This window comes from Paenibacillus polymyxa, from assembly GCF_018614975.1.
Classification (GTDB): domain Bacteria; phylum Bacillota; class Bacilli; order Paenibacillales; family Paenibacillaceae; genus Paenibacillus; species Paenibacillus polymyxa_E.
In genome coordinates this window covers 1-24500 of sequence record NZ_JAGGNR010000011.1, presented here as the reverse complement: position 1 = coordinate 24500, position 24500 = coordinate 1, and the positions used below count along the sequence as shown (strand labels likewise).

Genomic DNA, 24500 nt, shown 5'->3' with positions numbered 1-24500 from the left:
AAATTTACAATTAGCTAATAAAACAGAAATAGTTTGCACTGAAAACACACTAAAATATGCTCTTTATTCAAGCTTTAGGCTATAATTAGACAGTAAGGAATTTTTAAGAAATTAGAGTTAAATGTACATAATAAAAAAAGGGTGATGTTGTGTTTAATTATGCAAATCTAAACGATGTTGAATTCGAAGAACTGTGTAAAGATGTAATGGAGAAAAAACTCTCAACACGCTTGCGATTATTTTCCAAAGGTAGAGATGGCGGCATTGATCTAACAGATAATATTTATAACCATAACATTATTATACAGGTTAAACATTACATTGGAAGCAAGTTTCCTAACCTTCGTACTTCCTTAAAAAAGGAAATTGACAATGTCCATAAATGGAAACCTTCTCAGTACTATATCTGTTGTGGAATGCAACTTACTGAAGGAAATACCAGAGAAATATATAGTATGTTTTCTGATTTTATGCTAACGGATCAAAATATCATTACATTAAAAGAAATTGACGAATTTCTACAAAAACCAGAGAATTCCGATATTGTAAGAAAGCATTACAAGTTATGGTTGTACGCATCGAAAATTTTAGACGAGATTTATAACCAAAATATATTTATTGATTGTGAAACACTCCTTAGTGATATAGAAGAAGAATGTAATTTTTTTGTTCAAACTAAAGCTTATGAACACTGCATAGAACATTTGGATAAAAGTGGATTACTTATGATAACAGGAGGACCGGGGGTTGGTAAAACAATTACATCGAAAATGATTGTTTTGTACTATGCTACCCAAGGTTATAGGGTAAGATATACAACCAATGGAGACATTAATGATATAAAAAAATCACTATCGAGTGAAAAAACTTCCAAAGAAATTGTATTATTAGATGATTGCCTCGGCCAACATTATTTCAATATGAAGCAAACTCAAGAAAACGAATTACTTTCCTTAATAAAATTTGTAAAACTATCAAATAATAAAAAGCTTATTTTAAATTCAAGGATTACTATATTCAATGAAGCAAAAGAACGATCTATTGATTTCAACAATTTCTTTCAACAAAGAAAAATAAGGAATTTCACTATAAATATGGATGAAATAAGTCCTTTAGAGAAAGCAAAAATATTTTACAACCATTTAACCCACAAAAGTATTCCCGTTGATTACTATAATGACATTAAAGCTAATAAAAATTATCTAAAGATTGTTAATCACAACAATTACACACCTCGTATTATCGAGTATGTAACTTATCCTGATAATTATTTGAAATTAAATCCTCTGAAATATTTTGAATTTATTTATACTAATTTACAAAATCCAAATGATATATGGAAAAATGAATTTGACCGACGACTCCAAGAAGTCGATAGAGCTTTCTTAATTGTACTATATTCTTTAACCGATACCACTATCGAATATGACGTATTGAAGAAGTGCTTTGAGAATCGTTTGTTAAGAATGAAAAATATGGATTATACTAGAGATAACTTTGATCTTGTTTTATCACGTTTAAACCAGTCTATTATAAATGTTATTGATTATAAAGGGAAAAGATATATTGGAGTAATAAACCCTTCTGTTAATGATTATTTAAAACAAGTTTTCGTAAATAATAGATTGGAATTAAATGAAGTACGCAATTCAATTTGTAATTTTAAACAGTTTGAACGATGTTATTCAAAGGAAGATTTACCTGGTGTATATTCCCAACTTATCATTAATGAAAAAATAACGGAGATTGATTTTGTTACTGAAAAAGAGAAAAACTATTTTCTAACATCCTTTATTTGCCGATTTAAAATAAAAAATAATAACTACAAGCAAATCATTTTTAATTATTTAAGTAATTCCTACTGTTTTAATTATTCAGAAAAAGAATGGTTATCTCATCCAGAGGTATTAGAGTATTTGCTTGATGAAGAATTATATTCATACTACTGTGTCAATGAATTCATCGAAGAAGAAAATGATATTCGAAATTTATTACACCATTTAGATTTAGATGAGTCGATTTTTACAATAAACCTACTAAATAATTTTTATTCAAAAAACGATTTAGACTTATCATGGTCGGATTCTTTATTTGAAGAAACACTGATTGATGCAATACTATCATATGTAGAGGATATAGATGTATCAAGCTACTGCGATAATAGAGAAATTGAAAAGTTACTTGAGGAGAATACTAAAGTCTACTATTTTAGAGATCATGAAGAAGTAGATCTTGATAAAGATGCTATAGTGGCGACTCTAGAAAAAAAAATAACTGATGACATTGAAAAAGAGATACAAGAAAAACTATCCTTATTAGACAGCAGTATAACTGATCTTATTACCCTTCCGGCTTCATTTGATCTTAGCAACAATGATTTAGAAAGTGTAATTGATTCTTATTTTAAAGATGTAGATGATGAGTATAACTACAGTCGTTCAGGTGGGTTAACTTTCTCTGAGGTTGAAGCTATTTTTGAACGCGAAATTAAATAATATGATATTTTTTTCATGACGGATTATCAAATTAAATTAGATAATCCGTCATTTGCAATATCAATATTATTTTTTATTCTCGCCACCCGGCATATTCCCGCATATCCCCTGAAGATCCATGAACCTGACTTAGCTTGAGAGAAGCAAGCATTGTTTGAGCATACGAATTAGACTCAGGCTCGCTTGTGAATGGATCTGGAACTCAAAGTTATTTTCCCCCGGCAGTTCTGCATTCACTACTTGCATGCCATTTATATCCAGATTGCCTTTATCTCGCTTCTAAGCCTAAAGGGCAACCTGATCCATTGTTAAAACTTTCTCATTCACAGGCAACCAGCCACCGAGTACAGATTTATACGACATTCAATACCCCTTACCACCTGATTCTGCATCGACCTCCCCTGTCGACTTTACAGTTACAGCCATCACGCCAGCGACCATCGTTGCACTGCACTACTTAAACTAACCTAACGAGCACCGGCTTGCTCGAAACGGGTTGCGATATCCTTGAGTTCCTTGGAGGCGCCCACCATGCCCTCCAATCCTTTATCCAGTACAGGGCGCGACTGCTCAAACTCACAGTAAACTCGCTCCTGCGTCATCCACATCATCTGAATGAATATGATCTGTCGCGTCAGTTCAATGCAAATATGCTCCAACCGTTGTCTTGCCTGATCCAGCCGATTCGATGCATGATGTAGTTGATCAGGTGTAAATTTGATTGTGCTCATCCGTTTTAACCGCTCATCTAAGCTCAATAGATTATGTGATAACATTACAGCAATTTCTACCACTATTTAGTGTGGAATTCTAATTCTATTTTTTAATTACTCTGCAACCATCTTTTTGCCTTCTTAAATTAATAGTAAGCTGTTCATTTCTCTATTTTGTTTCAGATAACGTTCTTATCTACGAACTTGAAAGGATTAAGGCACGTACGCGCCGGGTCCGACGGACTTGCCTCACAGGGTTGTGAGATGATTCCACTTCTATGTTATTTGCATCTTGCGAACCAGGGCCTAGATTCTGGAACACCTTCTCCCTAGAGTTAAAACAGGACGTCGACCCATAATTTTAATGCTTCGGAATTTATTCAGACGTTTTAGATGTATTCATTGTCTCATTGACTTTCTCTATTATACTTTGATTAATGCTTAATTTTTTAATCGCTTCTTTCTCTTGAATGACATGTTTCATGACATACCCATCAAGTAATAATGAAGCAAAGCACTGTGCATCTACAGCTTGCTTCCTTTCAAGACCAAAGGGTATTGTTCCATAACTATGTGCTGCAGTGTTTCTAAGCTCAAATAAATAATAGTAAAAATCAATGTATGTTGTACCAGATTTTTGGTATAAATCCTCTGGATTTATACCAAACTGATCAACCCACATTTGTTTATGTTCTGAAAATCGACCTTTCTTTTCCTTATTTGGTGGTTTTCCAATTAAGGCCTCGACACATCTACACGCTTGGACGATTGCAGTTTCGTAAACAGAAATTACATTCGCTTGTTCCCATATATCAGGTTCATGACTTGCATGCTTCCTAAACGGATATTTTTCCAACTCACATATCAAACAACAATAATGAATTTTCATTGAAGAATAAAAAATACTCATAGCAGTAAATGCCTTATCATCTCTTAATAACAACTCCATAACTGGGGATAAATCACATAGTTCAGTAAGCTTCAAGATAGTACCATTTAATAGCCCAAATTTATCAGAGTCCCGAAATAATTCATGTTCATATAATGATTTATTAGGATTAAAATAATAGCACCATCTATATTTTAAATCCATTGTGTGCTCAAAGTCTCTTGAGTAAGAATAAGCAAGCTGAATAACAACTCCAATATTCTTCCAGAAGTTTTTATTCTTCACATTACTCGATACCATTGAGACTAACGCGGTGTCTGTATCTTTTGAATGAGTCCATATGAATAGCTCTTCATCATCACATTTCATTATCTGAACAAAGTCATAAACTTTAGGCGAGAAACTATTCTCAAACTTAATTCCTTGTATAAATGCATGATTACATAGATCATTAGGAATATCAGTAGGATAATATTTATTAAGATATTCTTGTTGGTCTCTATACTGTTCCAAAAAAAGTTGCGTTAAATTGTCTAGTTTCTTTTCCATCTCTTTATTCATACTAATATCTTCGCTCACATTAACACCTCATATATTATCTGCCTCAAATATTGAGAAGAAACACATTCCAATTATTACATATTTTTTTCAATAAACAGGACGTTGCGAATGAATTTCTTACAAAGCTTTAAGGCGTTCTTTCAGTTAACGTAATATGCTGTGTACACAGCTAATGAAATCAAAATTTAAAACTTCGCCATTTAACCTGATTGATCGCAATAGCAGTAATAAAGCAATTATTAAGTACATTGTAAAAATTGTAATCTCCCTGCATATAAATTAATCCAGTAGAATTTATTAATATGAAAATCACTATATAGATTAAGTTGATATGTGATACTAAAACCTCATAAGTGTATTCGTGTTTAATTTTTTTCTGACTCATAACAACAGAAATAAAAAACTGATTAACCCATACTCCTACTATGCGATATAAAATTAGAAATAATGTAATCAGAGTATAGAGTATACTATTAAGATTAATTGTGAAATTGGGGACAAATAAAAACAGCAATGCACTACTACTCATAACAAGTAACAAATATATGAAAGAGGTAACAATCATAGTGGTAATTGTCGAGTATACTTTAAACAATATAACTACTATAAAAAATATAATTGCATCTACAATCAATGTTATAAGTACAATTCTTGTAAGGCTATTATACACACTAACGCCTATTAAGATGCCCATTAACAAGAACAATATAAATTGATTGATTTTATTTTTGTAATTTAAATGACTCAAAATCATTATTACTCCTAATAAAGAACCCATAGCCGATATAAGAGTGACAAGGATTGCATAGTAAAGAATTCTCGGTTCTTTAATAAGGTTCAGATCAGGCGTGTACTTTTTTAGTGCAAAAATTGAGCCCCACAATATTATTATGCCAGCAATAGAAAAACTTATTTTAAATTTAGTTGAAGTATTGGATATAAAGAATGGATTGCTCATTTTTGTAATGGTCACCCCGAATAACAGAATTTTCTAAACATAGGCAAAAGATTAACTGTCTTATCGTACCACAAAATGGACAAATATGACAAACGGTGTTCTTGTATCCAAAATGAATAACTTCCATTAATACTATTAGCAGAAGCTTCTATAGAAATTGATTCACGCAAACATCTAATAAATAACAGAGTACGTGTGAATCAACAACTAGTTATATCAAATAAAAGAGAACAGTTTTGTTGGCGCTCTTTACGATAACAAAACTGTCTTCAGATCAAAATCAGTTCACCAGATTAGATTATGTGCGTTTTCAACACACACATGACTTTTTTGAGCTACTATGTGCTTATGGATCCTTCAACTAAGATACTTTCCCATTGAAGAATAAACTATCCACAATCAACAGACTTATAAAGCTTAATATTGTTCGTTTCTAATAAAAGATTAGCATGGTCAACAATCTTTTGCGATTATTGGCTCTCAATCTCACAGAGTTCAATATTTTTTTATTTATCCACTCTAATGCTACTTGCCCTTCTTCTTTCAAGATAACGCCTTGCTGGCTTTTATATTGAAAGTTCTCTTTTACCCATAACAATAGTATCTTTATATATTCTAACGTCTCAATTTCACATGTACTGTCCTCTTCATCTTCTTCTGCAAAGATATCTTCAAAAGTTGTAAAAGACTTGTTAGATTTTATTAAGTTCACATTCCCTCCTCCCTCGTATAACGTTATTTTCCCTATCAGTAATTCGATTAAGTTTCCGATCTCTTCCTGGATCGTGGCGAAGTCTCCAAATATATCTGATCCCAAAGAATTACTAATCAGATAACCATTCTTTAAAGATGAATCCCTACCTAAGTCAAGAATAACTTCGTTGAAATCTTCTTTATATTCGATGGTATATCTATACTTAATCATCTTCGTAGCTCCAATCTTCTTAATACAATGGACAGGCGGATGTAATCATATCAATATACCCCGCAATAATTTTTCCAGCACCCTTATTTGCTGGCCTCTCGCCTTCTTTGTTTATTTTCTGTATGCAAATAAAGCTCATTCCTCACAACATTTCAGGTGGGAAGAGCTTTCGGATTTTTATAACACCAATCGGGGTCATACGGTAACGTTTTTAGTGCTTGCATATCTTCCAAACTGTACACCCAATACTTGGACTATGAATACTATGGACGTATAAAATAAACGAACATTCGTTGTTCTTCGCAAATGATATATGATTCACAATTAGTAAGTTAAGAATGTAAACCCAATCTTTTTTTTACCACATCTAATAAATTATAAATATCCTGTTTAGCTTCTGGGTGCTCCTCCACGTACTTCTCACTGTAAATCATCAAATAGTTATAAAATTCATCATGCTCCATCACTGCCATTACATCTTCATCGTATGCTGGAGGCTCTCCAATAAAACACACTTTCTGATCACCAATATACTCTTCCTCTTCTGGCATATGATAGGATGAAAATTGTACCTCCAGTGGACCTGAACCATAACCATGTCTCTCATGATCTCCGAAGTATGTTAAAGCTCTCGGAAAATCAATAATCCAGAAATAAGATTCGACTAATCTATCTATTTCAGCTTTTGTTGCCAATATTTTATACATCATATCTCTCCTCCGATATTAATTAAAAAGCAGGATCAAAAAGCTTTATGTTCCCTTTGTCGTAATTTAGAAGTTAGTCTTTGGGTTTTTATAACACCAATCCGGGTCGTACGGTAAAGATTTCAGTTTTTGTATCTCCTCCCGGCTGTATACCCAATCATTGTCCGCAATCCAAAAATAATCATCAGGATTCAACTTGAGATATTCATAAATAAAATGAAGTATTAACTCTTGATTACCATAGATATCCTCCATGTGCCCGACTTGGCATAATAATAAATTAGTATCTAAACCTAAATCTTCGTGATAATAAAAGTCAGTACTTAGGCTATTGATGCTGTGAATATGGAATATCAATGAGAATTCATTGTCCCCTGTAAATGACTTATGATTAATATTCAGCGTTGTATATAAAAATTCTCCTTCATTTGTATACGTTTTGTTGTTATAGAAATAAAGAGCAGATTCCGAATGAAAAGCTGCAACAATCGTATAAGCAAGGAGTTGTTCTGGAGCATATTTATCTTTCTGCGTTAAAATAACAGCTGAAGTGCCCATGAGATTATAATCTCCTCCCTCAAACTGGAACCAATCAAAGTTTTAATAAACATTAAGATTCAAATGTGGTTCTATTAGGGAAAAATCCATTTTCTCTAATAAAACAAACGGATAACCTTTGTGCTGCTCTATCGAAACAAAATTTTGTTGCAATGTTTGGGTCAGGAATCGGGTCTAATTCTGTAAATTTCCGAATGAAGCCAATATGTATCTTCTCCTTATGTTACACGGACGACCTGATCTTTTGCAGTTGTTCGCAAGCTGGAGCAATTAAATAGTACTCCAATACCTCAGCCTTTCCTTATATTCCCATAGGGAACCACAATACGATCTAACTCAATCATCTCTAGAATTTGGTCCGTTGTTTCAACTAAGGGATAGTTCTCATTAAAAGCAATATCATAACCCAGTTCATATCGCGTTTGTTGATAATACTCTAAGAGTTTTTGTACGAAATTTTGCTGCAATTTATTCCAATTTTTCATTAAAAGAGTCTTCCTCAATTTTTTTGCAAATCCTCTAGGTTCACACGCCATACAATTGTATTCTCAGAGAAGTTAGTAGATTTGTTCTCACTGTAATGTTTTTGTTATCTGCCAACATGGCCAGAATAAAACGAAGATATGACAAACAGGTCAATCATCGTGGTACCTAACTAAGATCAACCTTTTTAAAGTAATGAAATAAGTATTTAAGATTCACATTTTTCTAAAAACCATTTCCTAGCTTCCTCTTTTTCTAACAACACTGGTTTTTCCGGTATGCCAATATTTATACTCTGAAAAAAAGCTTCTTCTATCCCTTTAATACTCTTTAGTGTTACTCCGTTTAACAACGTATCTTTAAATGTCGATACACTTATATCTACATTTTCTAGTCTTGCATTTCTAAAATCGGTTAAATGCAAAGATACATTAATCAGATTACAATCAACTAAACATGCGTTATTAAATGCTGCTTCCCAACAATCACCTTTACTAAATCTACTATTTCTAATGATGCAGTTGGAAAAATCCGTATACCTGAGATCTGATTTATAAAAATCACATTTATCTAAAGATGCTTTGATAAAAGTTGATGAGGCTAATAATGATGAATGAAAATCAACATTTTCCAGTTTGAGATCATCAAAAGTGCAATCTATTAAATAGGATTGTTCAAGTAATACATCAGATAAGTCAAAAACTCTTAAATCAACTTCATCTAACTTTAACTGCTCACCTTCATCACCAATTGTCTCAACCCACTTTTTATGCAAAGCAAACATATTAATAATATCTTTTCCTTCCATTTTTCCACTCCTTAGGGGAACCATAATATTCTATCTGCTATTCCTTCTTTATCAATTGCTTTCTTCAGTTGTTCAATATGCTCAGGCACCATTTTTTTCGTATCAATAATTACGTCATGCCCCTTAGCAAATTCTTCATGTATTTTTTGCATACCACTTTGAATAGTAAAAGCACCCTTTTTAGGATTGGTTATAGGTATTCCGTTCCTACCACTTGGATATGATTCAAAACTCTTCACGTCCCACTTTATGCCCGTAGTGGTATCAATGAACTCTGCGCCCTTATCTGCTTGTGGATCACGTATTATTCTTCCTAAATCACCTCTTGCTTCTAATTGTAATCCAACATCTCTTTCATTTATATTTTTTGGTTCTATTTTACCACCACCTGAAGGATCTCGAGCTAAATCATCCACCTCTTTGTGATTCCTGCCTCCAGTGTATGTCTCTTTACCCATCCTCTTAATATTACTACCTTTCTTCGCTTCAGCCGCTTCCAAATTCTTTTTAATCTTCGCCACAGCTGGATGAGAAGAAGGTACGCGAAACGGCCCTTTGCCACCCGGCATACTCCCGCGAACCATCTGAAATGCCATAAATAGCTGGCTGAACTTCAGGGAAGTTAGCATCATCTGAGCATACTTATCGGATACGGGCTCGCCTGTGAAGGGATGAATTCCATTTTCAAAAGCTTTGATCTGCATCGCAAAAACATCTTCCCCTGGCGGTTCAACATTTACAGCTTGCATTCGATTAAAATCCAAATGCCCCTGATCTCTCTCGTAAGCCTGGAGCGCAGCCTGATCCGTAACACCATTCTCGTTGACAGGCATCGACACCCATTTCCCAAAAACATTGACTTGTGCCATCCTATAGCCCTTATCGCCCGAACCGGTATCACTTCCTGAGGTCTTCATCATCGCTGCCGCACCCATCAGCCCCATAGTACTGCCCAGACCCACCGTTTCAGCATCTGCATTCTCGAATCGTGTGGCGATATCCTTCAGTTCCTTGGAGATGTTCACCATACTCTCCAGCGCTTTATCTAGTATGGGGCGTGATCGTTCAAACTCATCATAAAACCTCTCCTGCATCGCACCCATCCACATCGTCTGAATAAACCCGATCTGTCTTGTCAGCTCACCTCGTATATGCTCCATTTGTTGTCTCGCCTGATCCACTTGATTCGATACGTGATGTAACTGTTCAGGGGTAACTTTAATGGTATTCATCCATTTTCACCGCTCATCTAAGATATGATAGGACTATGTTAGCAGAAGTTTAATGGCAATTACATCCGCCTAACCTCCTGATTTCACTGCATGAATCCACGCTCAAAATGATATATATCCGTCCCTCAGCCCCATACGATCTCTATGTAGGTGTATACATGTTCCAGAGGGTTTTCCTTTTACGAATACAGGATACTGTGGCATTTTACTACGACAAGCCGAAAACTTTAACAAATCATAGTATTAATGAAGAAACTTGACTCGTGCGGATGATTAGGTGTACTATATGTTTGTATAAATGGAATATATTACAATTTAAATATTTATTTTTGAATCTTATATTTTTAAGATGGGTATCCGAGCCTAATATAACCAAGATATCAATGCTTTCAAATGAGTTTTACATTTTGTCTGCAACACATAATTATTGGCAGGCATTCATTTTACATATACATTCCTACTTCATAGAGTTTTCTAGCCTGTAGAGTTCTATCTCCTTTATTTCTGTTTTCAGTAAAGAAAAAGAGGGAAGAACCATTTTCATAAGAAAGGAGGGCAAGAGGCTTTAATCTGCAAGCAGGTCTATTTGTCGTTTCAATATTTTTGTAAAAGAATACCCATAACAAGAAAGGTGGAATTTATTGCTATGAGAAAATTGTTTAGTTTAGCTCTTATACTTGTTCTAGTACTTTCGTTTAATGTTGCTGCTTATGCAGATGGTGACGTGACTCAAGCCAAACCGTTGACAAAGGAAGAAATTATTAATTCCAAAGAATTCCGTGAAGCTGTGAAAGCAGCTAAGGCTGAATTTGAATCGCAGAAGGCTGATAATGCGGGTGGTCCAGTTCTGTTTGCGCCTGCTCCGAAAGTATCTCATATTAATGTATACGGTGTTGTATCTCCTAATGGCGGTCAAGAAATTTACGGCTTCAATAACAACCCGCTCTCTACGACCAATGATCATGGCGGGGCTTGGATTCAGTGTATTACGTTCCAGATTGGTTATGACAGCAGTCACTACGGCACACTCGCTGGCAGTACAATGAATAACAACTGGAGTGAGCCTATTGATTTGGACGGTGATCGTACCATAGATGCTTTCGCCCATTCTTGGGTTTATGAAGCCTCTAGTACAGGAGGACAATTTGTAGGTACAGTCTATTCCATTAATATTCCAACAAAGTGGACCGCTTGGATTAATGTTCGTTAACTCCTAAATGCCATATGCGAAGGTCATTGCACTGCATTCTACGATGGCACATGTTTTACAGAAGAAGGATCTGGTTCTATCATGAGGAATACGGGAAGTAAGCCCAAAAGCTTATCAGCTTTGGATACGAATTCAATCGCACCTAAATTTGAAGTGACAGCTCACTCTTCAGCTAACAATTGTGCTAGTATATTTGCTCAGGCGACCTTGAAGAATGCATTTCATGAAGTCCAGGATGCGTGGAACAAAGCAGAGGAAAAAAGAAGTGGCTTCAATCCCTTAACCGATGCTGATGGTAAAATTGCAGGTTCCTCCTTGTTGGCTGGATTGATAGACACAGATTTGATTCTTGATCAGGCGCAGGGATATACATCCCTGCGTCTTTTCTCATTGTGACCTTAAAGGGCCGACTTTGTATAGGAACCTACCGTTGTACAGTAGGCTACTTTCCCACTGCTTGTATGAATACATACGTGCTCTCGTCGGATCGTTCTTCTGAAAAAGCGAAGTTTAACCGATCAAAGTTTCTTACCTCCCTCACATCTGTAATCTTATGCTCTGCCATATATCGTACCATTTCACCCCTAGCCATTTTAGCCCAGGTTGCCTTTTCAACAAGCTTCCCATTGACCATTTGTCCAAATACACAAGTAATGAAACGGGTTTCCTCACTCAGAAAAGGTAGAATATTTTTGCTATACTCTTTGGAAGCCAGATTTAGGATGTAGTTGCTTTCTGATTGAAGCTGATCTGCGAGTTTGCTACCCCAGAATTGATAAAGCGTTTTGAAGCCCGGACCTTGCAACTTGCCCTGCATCTCCAACCGATAAGGGGTAACGCCATCCAAAGGACGCAACATGCCATAAAAACCGGATAATATACGTAAATGCTGCTGAAGATACGCCAGTTCCTCATTTTGAAAAACACCCGGTGCCATATATTGATACTGAATACCCTCATAGGCATATATTGCTGGTGTCAGATTATTCTTAACATTCATATTCTGAATCCGCTTCATATTCTGTTCGGCAATTGCATCGTTACACTTCCACAACGCTTTGAGCTCGTCATAGGATAACTTTTGAAGCACACTCAATAGCTGTTCTGATTCGTTTATAAAACGCGGCATCTGCGCGATAGTCATAAGATCGGTGTCGATCTTCATCTTTTTGGCGGGTGAAATAATAATTCGTATCATGCTGATCCATCCTTAATCTACCGTTGTTTTTGTCGTTATTCATTGTACAGGATTGATCAGGTGAATCCAATGTTAAAGCGCACTCGCCCCGTCACCTGTCATGGTCCTTTGAAAAGACTCAAACACGAACAAACCAGCCCGCTAATAGACTGGCTTATTCATTACATTTTGAAAATTTAATTTATTTGTACTTTAAATAAGAATCAAGGGTTAGTTGCACCCATTGTATAACCTTTGAAACGTGTGAGTACCTGAATTTAATCAATTCGCATTCTTCTATCAACTATAGACCAACTGTGTTTTTATGCTGATTCCTCTTTCAAAAAAGAATTTTAGGTAGTTGTTAAATTAACAATTGAATTGTATCTTCCCTCTGTCATAAAGACGCCAGTAATTCGTTCATTAATAAACCTGATTACATCTAGTGAGTCATAATCTTCGTAACATGTATCTTCCTTATAAATAAGTTTAACATTAGCCAATCCACTCTGAATTAATAGTTTTCCTCTATCCATTTCTCCATTTTGTAAATAATAGTTTCCTAAATCAACCCAATTCATTACAAGATAATCACATGTTTTAATTGATTGATCAACAAGAGTAACAAACTTATTTTTGTTTGTAGATTCGTAATGCCATGCCATCAAATACAATATAATGGCTTTCGTTTGTGTATCACTGGAGTTTTTCTTTAATTGCATTAATTTTTCAAGTTGGAAATCATTCATTCCACCCATAAACCATTCACTGAAAAAACTTGAAAGTATTGTGAAATATGAAACATTATCATTGTACTCCATTGCCGAATCTAACAATGATATAGCTCTTTGATAATCTCCAAAAGGAGGTAATGTTTGCAATAAGACTACTCTTGCCCATGCGTCTACGTCCTGAGGAAACTTATTTAAATAGTCAAGAATTAACTTCTCTGCTTCTTCCATGGACTCTCCAGTCGACTGATTCACTAACCCATTGACAATATTCTGAATGGATAAATCATTCATCAAAATCCTCATTTCTAATTAATTTGGTTACCAAGAAGGCGAGTAGTCTTGCCCATAAAGGCATCTACATTAATTATGGTGCCGTTCTTGTCAGCAAAAAACCTAATTGTTACATCATGACCGTTGATTTTTGTGAACATCTGGTTCGAACCTATTTTAATTTTACTAGGATCAACTTGACCTATCTTACTAGTTACACTGTTAAAAATAGACAATCTATCTTTCCCAAGTTTCATGATCCCTTTTTTAATGTGATCCTGAGAAAATACATGGGATTCATACCGTTTAAATAAATCTGATTTAAAACTAATTTTAGCCGTTGGACTGAGAGCTCCGCCTTGGCCTTTCCCTTTCTTGGATCCGGTAGCTTTGCCACCAACAAATCCCATTGCAAGTGCAGCTATATATTCTGCTTCTTTTCCTTTAATCAACGCACTTACTAACTGTTCAGTTGCCCAGCTAATATTACCTGCAGACTTAGTATAAGGGCTTTTACCCAATGCCATATCATACAAGTAATTATACCGATTCTTATCTAAAAAAGAGTTAAAACTGTAACGATCTCGAATCGTATTTTTATACAGATTATAATTCGAAGTATTTATTTTATAACCTTTCGCTTTAGCATCCTTCAACATATGTCTGAGTTCTTGAGCATAGTAAGGCTCTGCCATATTACCGCTAGGATCCACATACTTTAACGGGTTATTACTGACATACGAATACAGGTTCAAACTCAACGGATCATTCAGTTCACCTTCATACGTATCCTCGCCAATAAATCGTGCCATGCCTGGATCGTACCAACGAGCTCGTAGATACTGGAGTCCTACCGTCTCATCCCAATATTCACCAGCATAACGCAGAACATTTGGAACCGTTTCTTCCGTTGTGAGTGGTCCACCCCAGATGTCATACGTGTACTCGCTCAATACTTGACCAGCATCATCCACAAGTCCGACTACATCGCCATGACCATTGAACTGGTAGTATTCCAATTTTCCAGTTTGTTTCTCCTGGCGTGACCATAGTTGTCCATACAGATCATAGATGTAGGCGTAAGTCAGTTCAGCTTTCCCGGACGCCACTTGGGCTTCCGCCTTCGGTGCGTTCATACAGCAAACTATCCCCTGTTATAGCTATAGGTTATGGTCTTGCCTTCGCCTGTCGCTTTGATCAATCGATTCTGGCTGTCATACGTATATTCTGCATCTTTCAGATCGTATACCTTACCACTATCGGTACTGTAACGGTTGCCATTCGGATCATACGTGTGTGTTTACTGCTGAGAACCCGATTCCGTTTGAATGCGACTGAGCTCAGGTGCCGCACTTCATAATACAATCCGTCATAAAGAAAGGCCTTGAGGTTTTACATCCTCAAAGCCTAGTTAAAATATCCATTCAGTTGTAAATATCATATTCTTTAGCGACAATCCATCCATTAAAGCCATATGAAGCCGAAATTACATAATAGTTATAATTTTCATTCTGTAAATATTCAAGCAGATCCTCTATCGTTTCATAATGCATCGGCCACCCGTAATTCTTCTGTTTCTCTAACAATTCCTTGTTATGCTTAGAAAATCGGTCTATATCAAAGGTACTAATATCAAGGATAATACTTCCTTGTAGCTGTGTTTCAAACATATGAGCAAGTACATCAATAAACTCGATATAAGTGGTATCTGAATCTCCGCTACCACCTAATGTGTTCAATGTGATTTTAGACTTTTGAAAATCAACCTCATAGGAAATAATTTCATTGTCATGAATACTTATCATTTCTCAACCTCCGTAAAGAAAATAAATGTTCTATTTGCTTCTTTTTGGTGAACCGCTACTCCAATCCCAAGTATGATTATGCGGAAAAACATGGCTATTATCTCCATTTGAGTGCTCGTAATCTATGTCTTGTATTGCTCGCCCGTTTTCGTCATAATATCTTCTCTGCATCAGAGTGCCTTTCTCATCATAAAAGTCTACTGAGGTATTCGGTTTACCAGCGGTCGGTAAACTTCTCTGCTTATCGGTTTTCTTTACAATTGTATGATTTTCATATGGCTTGCCTTGAGAACGAAGAATGTCACAATTAGTATTATGAACCCATATCCCTAAATTCGTCACATAATACGTATGGAAGTCAGCAACTGTAAAGTTATACACCGTTACTGGCTCATCCAGTTTCACTAATACAACCTTATCAATCGTCAGGCTGCTTCCGTCAGCTTTTTGGAGTTTGTCGCCAACTTGAAGTTCATCTGCGAACATCCACCCTGTACCTTCAACCCAAAACGGATGGTTGTCGGTCGTCTCGATGATTTGCGCTTCAACATATAGTTTAATTATATCATCACGTTGATTGCGATAAAGGTTCGTCACTTCCTTGTAAGCCAATTCTCCATCAGGGTTATTCTCATCCTTGGCGAGAACCTTATCTCCGACCTCAATGTCTTCGATATTCTTATCCCCTTCGTCTGTTTGTACCTTAGTACCGGCTGTAAAGCAATTACACCCTTTCGAGATAACGGTAGACCCTTTACCTTTGGTTGTTCCTACAAGACCGGTCGCAGAATAAATTAGACTCTCTACAGACTGTGCTAGGGCCCAAGTTCGATCAGTGTACGTGTCCAAAGCTGTTAATAGCTCGCTTTTTGCCCACTCTGCGGTCCCTGCACTATTTTTATAAGGACTCGTTTGAGTTAATAAGTCATACAAATATTTGAATCTATTATTGTTTTTATCGCCATATACTTTTTGGAAAACAACCCCAAGTTGACTTCGATTGCTCCAATATTCAGTTGATTTTTTGTTCAGCGACATTGAATCTCTAAGCATAAGGTCCATCTCATAGTATGCCGTGTTTTTGATGTGTCCACTCGGATCCACATACTTCAACGGATTATTGCTCACATACGAATACAGATTCAAACTCAACGGATCATTCAGTTCACCTTCGTACGTGTCCTCGCCAATAAACCGGGCCATACCTGGATCGTACCAACGAGCTCGCAAGTATTGAAGCCCTACCGTCCCATCCCAGTACTCTCCTGCATAACGCAGAACATTCGGAACGGTTTCTTCTGTTGTGAGTGGTCCGCCCCAGATGTCATACGTATATTCGTTCAACACTTGGCCAGTATCATCTACAAGTCCAACTACATCGCCATGACCATTGAATTGATAATATTCCAATTTTCCAGTTTGCTTGTCCTGACGTGACCATAGTTGTCCATACAGATCATAGATGTAGGCGTAAGTCAGTTCAGCTTTCCCGGACGCCACTTGGGCTTCCGCGATCAGTTTAGCTTCTTCATCGTAATAATACCGGTTAGTTTGGTCGCCTTCGGTGCGTTGATACAGCAAACCATCCCCGTTGTAGCTATACGTTATGGTCTTACCTTCGCCAGTCGCTTTGATCAATCGATTCTGGCTGTCATACGTATATTCTGCATCTTTTAGCCCGTATACCTTACCGCTACCGGTACTGTAACGGTTGCCATTCGGATCGTACGTGTATGCTTCCTGCTGTGAACCCGATTCCGTTTGAATGCGGCTGAGTTCATCATACGTAAACTGATCGGTTGTCCCGTTCTGGGTTCGGGACGTAATGTTTTTGTTTCCATCGTATTCATAGTTGAATTGATGAATGGCGGTCGTTCCCTGGGAAACGGTGACTCCCGACAGATCATATCCGTCAAACTGGTAGCTTGTGCTAAGACCTTTGCCAAACGATACGTTTTCCAGCAAACTGTTTGATGCGTAGCTAAAGGTCATTCGATCTACAGGCGTCTGAGCGGATGCTGCGAGTACCGAAGCGCCCCCTGTTCCCGAAGTGATATCCATCGAAGTGACGCGGTTCATCGAGTCCAATTCACCGTGCACTCGCAAGGATTTTCCTTTCGCATCAGTCAAGGTATATCCCAACCGCTGCTGGGTATTGTTTTCATATTCCAGTTGGGTTCCATCCGGGAAGGCCAGCCCACTGAGCACACCGTCCGTATCACGGTATGAATAGGTCGTTTTGCCGTGATCATCTGTCATCGACGTTCTGCGGCCCATCTCGTCGTAAGTATACGAAACTAAAGTATCTGGACTTTTGAATCCTGTAAGCATGCTGTCGCTATTATACGTATACTCGGTGATCTTTCCGAGCCGATCTTGCTTTTTGATCAAATTGCTTTTTTTATCATAATAATACGTTATTGCAGAACCATCCAGCATCGGTGGGATCTGCTTGATGATCCGACCCAATTCATCATACTGTTTGGTCACGGTTTGACCGTTGGCAGATACAACTTGGGTTACCTGCCCCTGATAGCTGTAAAAATAACGGCTGGTTTCTTGTTTAGGCGTTGTTGCCGTCGCGATTTGACCAAGCGCATCGTACGTATAGGTTGTCCGCTCCCCATTACCATCAATTGAAGCAGTCACGTTTCCGCTAAGGTCATACTCGTTTTGTTGCAACGGTACAAATGCGCCGTCCCGATATTCTTCTACCGCTGTTGCACGTCCCAGCAAGTCTTTCTTCTCACGAGTTTGGTACCCAGAAGCATCCTGATAAGTCACGGTTTGCCCGACAGGATCAACCGTTGTTTTATACGTGGTTCCATCCGAATATTGGGTATCTGTCGTTTGTCCAAACGCGTTAACTACATACCTCGTCACATTCCCCTCGGCATCCTCCGAAGCCGTCACGTTTCCTTCGCCATCATAGACATATTTAAATGTCGCGTCCGCAGTTTGCTCTTCCACGAGCAATCCTAGCGGATTGTACCGTTGTGAAGTAACAATGCCATCTGCTGAAGTACTCGTAATAATGTTATTGGTATCATCGTATGCCGTCGTTGATTGTGTACCATCGGCATGGTTGATTTTAAGAAGACGCCCTGCCAGATCATATTGATTGGTTTCCTGTTCTCCGGCAGCATTCGTCGTTGTCTCTAGTTCACCTGCAGATGTATAACTATACGATTCCACAAGCGATTCCGCTTTGCCAGCAGCATCATGCACAGTCATCGATGTCGATTCCAACAAATGCCCTGCATTCGATGGGTAGCTAAATGTCGCCGTACGATCCTTGGCCAACGTCCCGCCTTTGTCCGTTGTACTAATGACGCGCCCTTTGTCATCCAGCGTCACTTCTGAATCGGAGAGCAATTGTCCACCGTACCCGTTTTTTGTGGTGGTTCGCAACATGTCACCTTGATTGTTGTATGTTATCTCAGTGTATCTTTCCAGTGCGCTGTTCACCTTTGTGGTAATGCGCACTGGTTTGATCCAATTGTAAGGCGCTTTGCCCACTTCGTACGAATAAGTTGATTCTTGACCTGTGCTTTGTTTCTCGGATGTCACCATGCCGTTTGTATCGTATGTGATAGTCGTTGTCAACTTCTCACTAGTTCGACCACCCTTGCTCACCCACTCTGTCGTTTGAGTCGGAAGGTTTCGCTTCGTTTGACTGTCGTACTGGAACTCCGTGGAAAAAGTTACGTCATCTCCAGTTAACGTGTGCTTATCTGCGTGAACCAAATCTGGATGCGCTGCAGCGCTAAACGTTTTGGAGAACGTCCAAGTATCTACAGTGTTCTCTGCTTTCACTTTTGTTGTCCATGTTGCAGATTGACCGTAAGTGTCCAGATCTTCTCCAGAGTACTCAAAGTTAACCTTATCCAGAACGCCTTCGCCTTCTGTTGTACTAAACTGACTCTTACGTTCTCTTATTTTGAATATAAAATGGGAGGAAGCTTCGCCGATCTGCTTCAGCTCCGGAATATATGCATAATCCGTTATAGCTGATGAAGGGCTTGTAATGCGCGATAGCAACGCTGTATGCATCACACCTTGAGCATTTTGGTTGCTTTGCAACTCAGGTAAAAAGTTGAATTTGGATTCTGGATAATAGTACGTATACGTCGTTGTCCGATCGAGAGCATCCGTGTATTCTCGCAAAATGCGAATGCCTTCGTCCTCGCGTTGCGTGTACGATGCTTTCCGATCCGTTCCGGCAAGCTGTACAGTAACCTTCAGGTTGTCATAAGCAAATGTCAACGCCTGACCTTCACTGTTTTCAATTCTTGCAATGGCTTGGTTTCCGTTCAATGTCGTATAGTGAAAGTTCACCGTATTTCGGTAGCCATCTGTAATTTGCAACAGTTCTCCGGCTTCATTAAATAGATAATCGTAGCCGTTACGGATGGATAAACGATAAGTGCTAGATACGCCATTAACAGTCACAGTGGCATCTTGCTTAATGGTTAAGTCATTCCATACGTAACCTTCCAGTTCCAGATTCGCGTTTAAGCGGTAATAGCCCACGCCCGGAATCTGAATATACTGATGATCGCCACGCTTTTCCATGAAAGGAATGTCCCAGCGCCAGCCTTGTCCCAATCCAGCAGAGAGTTCTTCCTTGCGTGGCGTAACCTTATTGGAATACGTTTGTGTCGTTTCGTCATATTCAACGCCAAGTTGCCCAGTGGCTCTAGCGCTGTCATAGACACGTGTCAGATCAAACGGAATGAGTCCAGGTAGAGAAAGGTCAGTACTCTGAATCATCATTTCCCCTGTAGCAGTAGAGATGGATTCTGCTCCATAAGATGTCATGTACAGCGATGCATCGTCCCGGATATCGACATGGTTAAGTCCAGTTTCGTCCACGGTCGTTCCCGTACCTGGAGTATCCTCATTAAGAGCATTAATCGAGAAGTTGTTTTGCTGTGATGAACCGGAAGGGCGTAGCTCCTCCATTTGAATTGGTTCGCTTATTTCTTGTGCTTCTAGCCATTTTTCAGCAGCCTCGCCGCCTGTGCGATCTGTCTGTAAAGCTTTATATAACTGGTACAGCGAGTATCCTTGATCTAGTTTTTTCTCAATCCAATCTTCCTTAATACCAAACTGCTCTTTTAAACTATGGATAGTAATGTAGGTAGCGGAAGGGAGGGAATCCCTACCTTCTGCCGCCGCTGCTGCTTGTCCTCCATATCCAAAAGAACCGAACCCACTAAGAACCAATATGACGCACAACCAAATAATCGTTATTTTCTTAAACACTCCATCACCTCAACCTAGATTTAGACAATCCTTAATTAAATGGGAAAATCTTTTTCGTTCGTTTCGTTAAATTACCGTTGCGATCATACTCAAATACAATTTGATCTCCTGTAAATAGAACGACTTTAAGCAATTGATTGCCATAGCCGTACTCATAGCTATTGTCATTACGAATGTTCATCCATGCTGCTTTTATGGCTCCCTGAATCGGTTTTCCTTCTTTTTCACTTAGCTTGAGATAATAATTCTGTCCACCTTCAAGCTCCCATTCAAGAACGGTATATTGCTCACCATATACCTGTTCTTGCTCTATTGAAGCAGCTACCGGAATGCTCAATTCCTTATCTGAATACAATTCGATCCGAGGTTCGATGGAAAAATCACCTGATTCCTTTATGGCAATCCGATACTTATCAGAGCTATAAGGACTAAAACGGTAGTATACATTCCCTTGCTGAACTGTCGGAAGCGCCGTCTCTGTGTTTTCATACAAAGTCAGAAACTCCACTTCCACTTCCTTGACCGTAAAGTGCCGATAAGCACCTACAAATTTCAGCGTTTGGGCTGACACATTATGCACCTGAATGTCAGACTTTCCAGGTACAAATTGTCCTCCTGTAGCGTTCTTTCCTTCCTTAACAACCACTTGACTCTGATTTCGAATAACGTAATCATAGGTTCCTCCTTCTGAAGGAGAACCAACGAGTATAGCCTCATAAGGTGAGGTATTTGAGAACAACACCGTGTTATTTGGCGCTAAATCTCGCTTGATAAGTGCAGGCTCCTGACTTGAGATGGCTGTCACAGGAACGGCATATTGAATTGTTACAGGTTCCGAAGATACTACAGTAACGACAAGCGTTGCACCGGCTGGAATATCCCATGTTGCATGACTTTTACCTTCCACGAAATACAGTGCTTTATTGGATGTATCGTAGACCGTATAATCCACAACGGAATTTACTCCTGCGATTCGTTCAAGTTGAGCAGGTTTTGAATCCGGATTCGTAAATACTGCACTCTGTCCTTGATTGACAGTGATTTCTGTTTCTGGTGAAGGGACTTGATCATCTTGTCCACGGAAAACGCGGTAAATTCCACCATACGTTATGGGTTGATCCGAGATGTTGGTAACAACAACTTTTTTACCATCCAAGACATACGCCTCAATCGCTGTTGCCGTTCTACTGCTTGACACTGTTCCATCTACGTTGTAAATCGTGTAATCATACACCCGCCCCGCGCTGCTGGAAGCATCATTTCGGAGCCTTTCCGAATCCGAACTTGTATTGGTGAAGGCATAGCTTTCACCTTTGTTCAATGTCACGCGCAGATAAGCCGGTTCCTGGCTGTCCACGACAGAGAAATCATCCGTGTATTCAAATAATACAGGTGTACTTCCCCCTACGGTAACGATAGCTTCACCACCAGAAGGAATGGTAGCGAGACTACCATTGCTATTGAATTTGTCACTATGTGCTCTGCCGTCTGCCTTATACACAACAATATCAAACAACGCACCTATTTTTTTGGCGTTACTCCGTATTGGATTGCTGAGTGAGCCTCCATTATGGAATTTGACCGATTGGCCCGGTGATACGGTAATCTTATTTAGTGCTTCATTTGGTCGGTCCTCTACATCAAAAATGGTGAAAATCGCACCTATGGTTACAGGCTCCGCAGATACACCTGTGATTACTGCTTTATTTCCATAGTAAACAACTGGTTCAACCGTGGTTGCTTTTCTTGTACTCCGTTCTGTACCATCTGGATAATAGGTGACGTAATCAAAAATCCGCCCTTGGGTGGTGGATGCATCACTGTCTAGATATTCCCGATCGGTGCTGTTATTCCAAAATGTCACGCTTTCTCCCTGTTTAAGTGTTACGCGATGGTATGCCGGCTCCATACTTTCTTCAACCGAGAAATCATCCGTGTAACTAAACTCAATCGGGACTTGCCCGGCTACGGTCACGACTGCGTACCCCTGTGAGCGAATGATCGGATTGGTATTTTTGTTGAATCCATCCGAATGAACGACGTTTTCTGCTGTATAAAGAACATAGTCAAAAACGGCTCCATTAGTACTGCTTGCATTGTTTTTTATCGGATTGGCCAACGAACCATTATTACTGAAAATCATAGATTCTCCAGGATATACAGTGATTCGAGTAATTGCATCACCACCGGCTTTTTGGACATCAAATGTCCGATAGGGCACACCATATGTTACAGGCGTTGCTGTAACCAAGGTTACAACGGCCGTTCTTCCGGCTGCTACAGTAGGTTTAGTGGTCGTATTCGTCCCTGTAGAACTTTCCGTTCCATCCGGAAGATAAACAACGTAATCATGTTTGTCTTTGGTGGAACCATCACTTTGGAGCGCATCTGATTTGGAACTGATGTTGGTGAACTGGTAGCTCTCGCCCTGATGTAGAGTCGTACGCGTATAGGCCGGCTCATCGCTCCATTCACCGCTATAGACTTCATAAGGAAATCCAACACTAACAGGCTGTGAGCCCGCTCCAGTAATAATAATTTCGTTCCCTTCTGCAAGTGAAGGTTTCCCCGTCGTTTCAAAATTGGAAGCTACAAGACTACCATCTTCTCTGTAAGAAGCGTAATCTATCCTCCTGTCCTGAGCTGTGGAAGTATCGGCACTTAGAACTCTTGACTGTGTCCCTTCATTAAAGTATCGATAGCTCTCTCCTTTGGATAACGTAACCCTAAGCATGGCTGGGTTAGCTGATACACTGTAGGAAAATTCTGAACGAATTGTCACTGTAAACGGATTTTGACCCGTGGATGTCACCACGGCTGTATACCCCGAACCTACTGACAAACTGCTAATAGAGTTCATGTTCTCGCTCATGATGCTGCCATCTGGTCTATAAATAACGTAATCGTATGCACTGCTTCTTGAAGTCGCGGCATTGGTACTTAACGATCTTGAGGCACTTCCGTTATTCGTGAATGTATAGGAATCTCCGGGACTCATGGTCAAAGTTCCGTCTGCCATAGCCATAGCTTGAGGAGAGAAAGAGTTTCCCCCGTATGTATCATCAGTTACCGTCGCTTCATCTTCTGCTTCTTCGATAACTTCATCTACACCTTCTGGTTCTTCGTAGACATCCGGATCAATAACATCCAGATTCTCGCCGTCTGTTAAAACTGATTCCTCCATAGAAACATCAACATTCTCCGCGCTACTTTCAGTTGTTATTATGGCATCCGAATGATCCGAAAGCGCATAACCGCTAGTCGGATACATGGTTCCAATCAACAACAAAGCCATCAGAAAAACAATAAAACCTTTTCTTAAACTCATGGAATTCATATTCCTCCTTTATGTTTTTTCTCCATTTCCTCCCTCAACAGATGTATAAATGGAGTCCGATGAATCATTATCGTCATTTTCCTTATTTTAGGACATAGTAAATTAGTCCCTAAATTCAGGGACTTTTTTCCTTTTATATCTCAGATAACAATTTAAAATATAATCCGCAATTATCCTGATACAAAATAGAATAATAGATTAGATGCAGTTCAAATGCTATTTCAACTGAGTTAATCGTCTTTCCTATTTTGATTAGTACTTAGATTTAATATCTGAAAAATAAAAAAGCCGCCAGTTGGCGACTTTGAACCGCTCCCTGTAAAGTAGACAGTTAAAAAAACAAAAATTAGTTCATTGAGATACCTTAGCC

The 24500-nt window shown here is 38.5% G+C and carries 16 protein-coding genes and 1 pseudogene; 3 read left to right on the top strand and 14 right to left on the bottom strand.

Annotated elements, in window-relative coordinates; genetic code table 11:
- Nucleotides 1-149: 149 nt before the first annotated feature.
- Nucleotides 150-2495 (top strand): nSTAND3 domain-containing NTPase, encoded by a 2346-nt coding sequence (locus J7E78_RS08770; protein WP_215075854.1) that lies wholly within the window; start codon nt 150-152, stop codon nt 2493-2495.
- A gap of 467 nt (nt 2496-2962) precedes the next feature.
- Here J7E78_RS08770 and J7E78_RS08765 read toward each other — a convergent pair whose 3' ends face one another.
- The 8 genes and pseudogenes from J7E78_RS08765 to J7E78_RS08730 form a co-directional block, all read right to left on the bottom strand.
- On the bottom strand, nt 2963-3226 hold the full coding sequence (locus J7E78_RS08765) for a WXG100 family type VII secretion target (protein WP_215075853.1): 264 nt from the start codon (nt 3224-3226) through the stop codon (nt 2963-2965).
- A gap of 358 nt (nt 3227-3584) precedes the next feature.
- Entirely contained in the window at nt 3585-4676 is a 1092-nt protein-coding gene (locus J7E78_RS08760; RefSeq protein ID WP_215075852.1) for a hypothetical protein, read from the bottom strand.
- Between the two features lie 1373 nt (nt 4677-6049).
- Nucleotides 6050-6541 carry a hypothetical protein gene (locus J7E78_RS08755; RefSeq protein WP_251034926.1) on the bottom strand — a complete coding sequence of 164 codons (492 nt, stop codon included), beginning with the start codon at nt 6539-6541 and terminating at the stop codon, nt 6050-6052.
- A 332-nt stretch (nt 6542-6873) separates the two neighbouring features.
- Complete coding sequence (gene cdiI / locus J7E78_RS08750) at nt 6874-7251, bottom strand: ribonuclease toxin immunity protein CdiI (protein WP_215075851.1); 378 nt, start codon at nt 7249-7251, stop codon at nt 6874-6876.
- A gap of 63 nt (nt 7252-7314) precedes the next feature.
- Entirely contained in the window at nt 7315-7806 is a 492-nt protein-coding gene (locus tag J7E78_RS08745; protein WP_215075850.1) for a hypothetical protein, read from the bottom strand.
- Nucleotides 7807-8099: 293 nt separating this feature from the next.
- Nucleotides 8100-8294: pseudogene (locus J7E78_RS08740) on the bottom strand (DUF6985 domain-containing protein); the annotation flags it as partial.
- Nucleotides 8295-8497: 203 nt separating this feature from the next.
- The gene (locus tag J7E78_RS08735; RefSeq protein ID WP_215075848.1) at nt 8498-9097 is read right to left on the bottom strand and encodes a pentapeptide repeat-containing protein; all 600 of its coding nucleotides are present in this window, start codon (nt 9095-9097) and stop codon (nt 8498-8500) included.
- A gap of 11 nt (nt 9098-9108) precedes the next feature.
- The gene (locus J7E78_RS08730) at nt 9109-10329 is read right to left on the bottom strand and encodes a WXG100 family type VII secretion target (protein WP_215075847.1); all 1221 of its coding nucleotides are present in this window, start codon (nt 10327-10329) and stop codon (nt 9109-9111) included.
- A gap of 646 nt (nt 10330-10975) precedes the next feature.
- On the opposite strand from J7E78_RS08730, the gene J7E78_RS08725 reads away from it, so the two are divergent.
- Together J7E78_RS08725 and J7E78_RS08720 are read left to right on the top strand one after the other, a co-directional pair.
- A complete protein-coding gene (locus J7E78_RS08725) occupies nt 10976-11539 on the top strand; it encodes a DUF4879 domain-containing protein (protein WP_215075846.1) in 564 nt (187 codons plus the stop codon).
- Between the two features lie 81 nt (nt 11540-11620).
- Nucleotides 11621-11935: a hypothetical protein gene (locus J7E78_RS08720; RefSeq protein WP_215075845.1), complete on the top strand. Its 315-nt coding sequence runs from the start codon at nt 11621-11623 to the stop codon at nt 11933-11935.
- A 46-nt stretch (nt 11936-11981) separates the two neighbouring features.
- On the opposite strand, the gene yaaA is transcribed toward J7E78_RS08720, so the two are convergent.
- The 6 genes from yaaA to J7E78_RS08690 all read right to left on the bottom strand — a co-directional run bounded on the left by yaaA (nt 11982) and on the right by J7E78_RS08690 (nt 24121).
- Nucleotides 11982-12737 (bottom strand): peroxide stress protein YaaA, encoded by a 756-nt coding sequence (gene yaaA / locus J7E78_RS08715; protein WP_251034925.1) that lies wholly within the window; start codon nt 12735-12737, stop codon nt 11982-11984.
- A gap of 332 nt (nt 12738-13069) precedes the next feature.
- Nucleotides 13070-13741, bottom strand: coding sequence for a tetratricopeptide repeat protein (locus J7E78_RS08710; protein ID WP_215075844.1), 672 nt, complete (start codon nt 13739-13741; stop codon nt 13070-13072).
- Nucleotides 13742-13755: 14 nt separating this feature from the next.
- Nucleotides 13756-14856, bottom strand: coding sequence for an RHS repeat domain-containing protein (locus J7E78_RS08705; protein WP_251034924.1), 1101 nt, complete (start codon nt 14854-14856; stop codon nt 13756-13758).
- Nucleotides 14857-15144: 288 nt separating this feature from the next.
- Nucleotides 15145-15525, bottom strand: a complete 381-nt coding sequence (locus J7E78_RS08700; RefSeq protein ID WP_215075843.1) for a hypothetical protein — start codon at nt 15523-15525, stop codon at nt 15145-15147.
- Between the two features lie 30 nt (nt 15526-15555).
- Nucleotides 15556-20793: a polymorphic toxin-type HINT domain-containing protein gene (locus J7E78_RS08695; protein ID WP_215075842.1), complete on the bottom strand. Its 5238-nt coding sequence runs from the start codon at nt 20791-20793 to the stop codon at nt 15556-15558.
- A 31-nt stretch (nt 20794-20824) separates the two neighbouring features.
- The gene (locus J7E78_RS08690; protein ID WP_215075841.1) at nt 20825-24121 is read right to left on the bottom strand and encodes an RHS repeat domain-containing protein; all 3297 of its coding nucleotides are present in this window, start codon (nt 24119-24121) and stop codon (nt 20825-20827) included.
- Nucleotides 24122-24500: the final 379 nt, after the last annotated feature.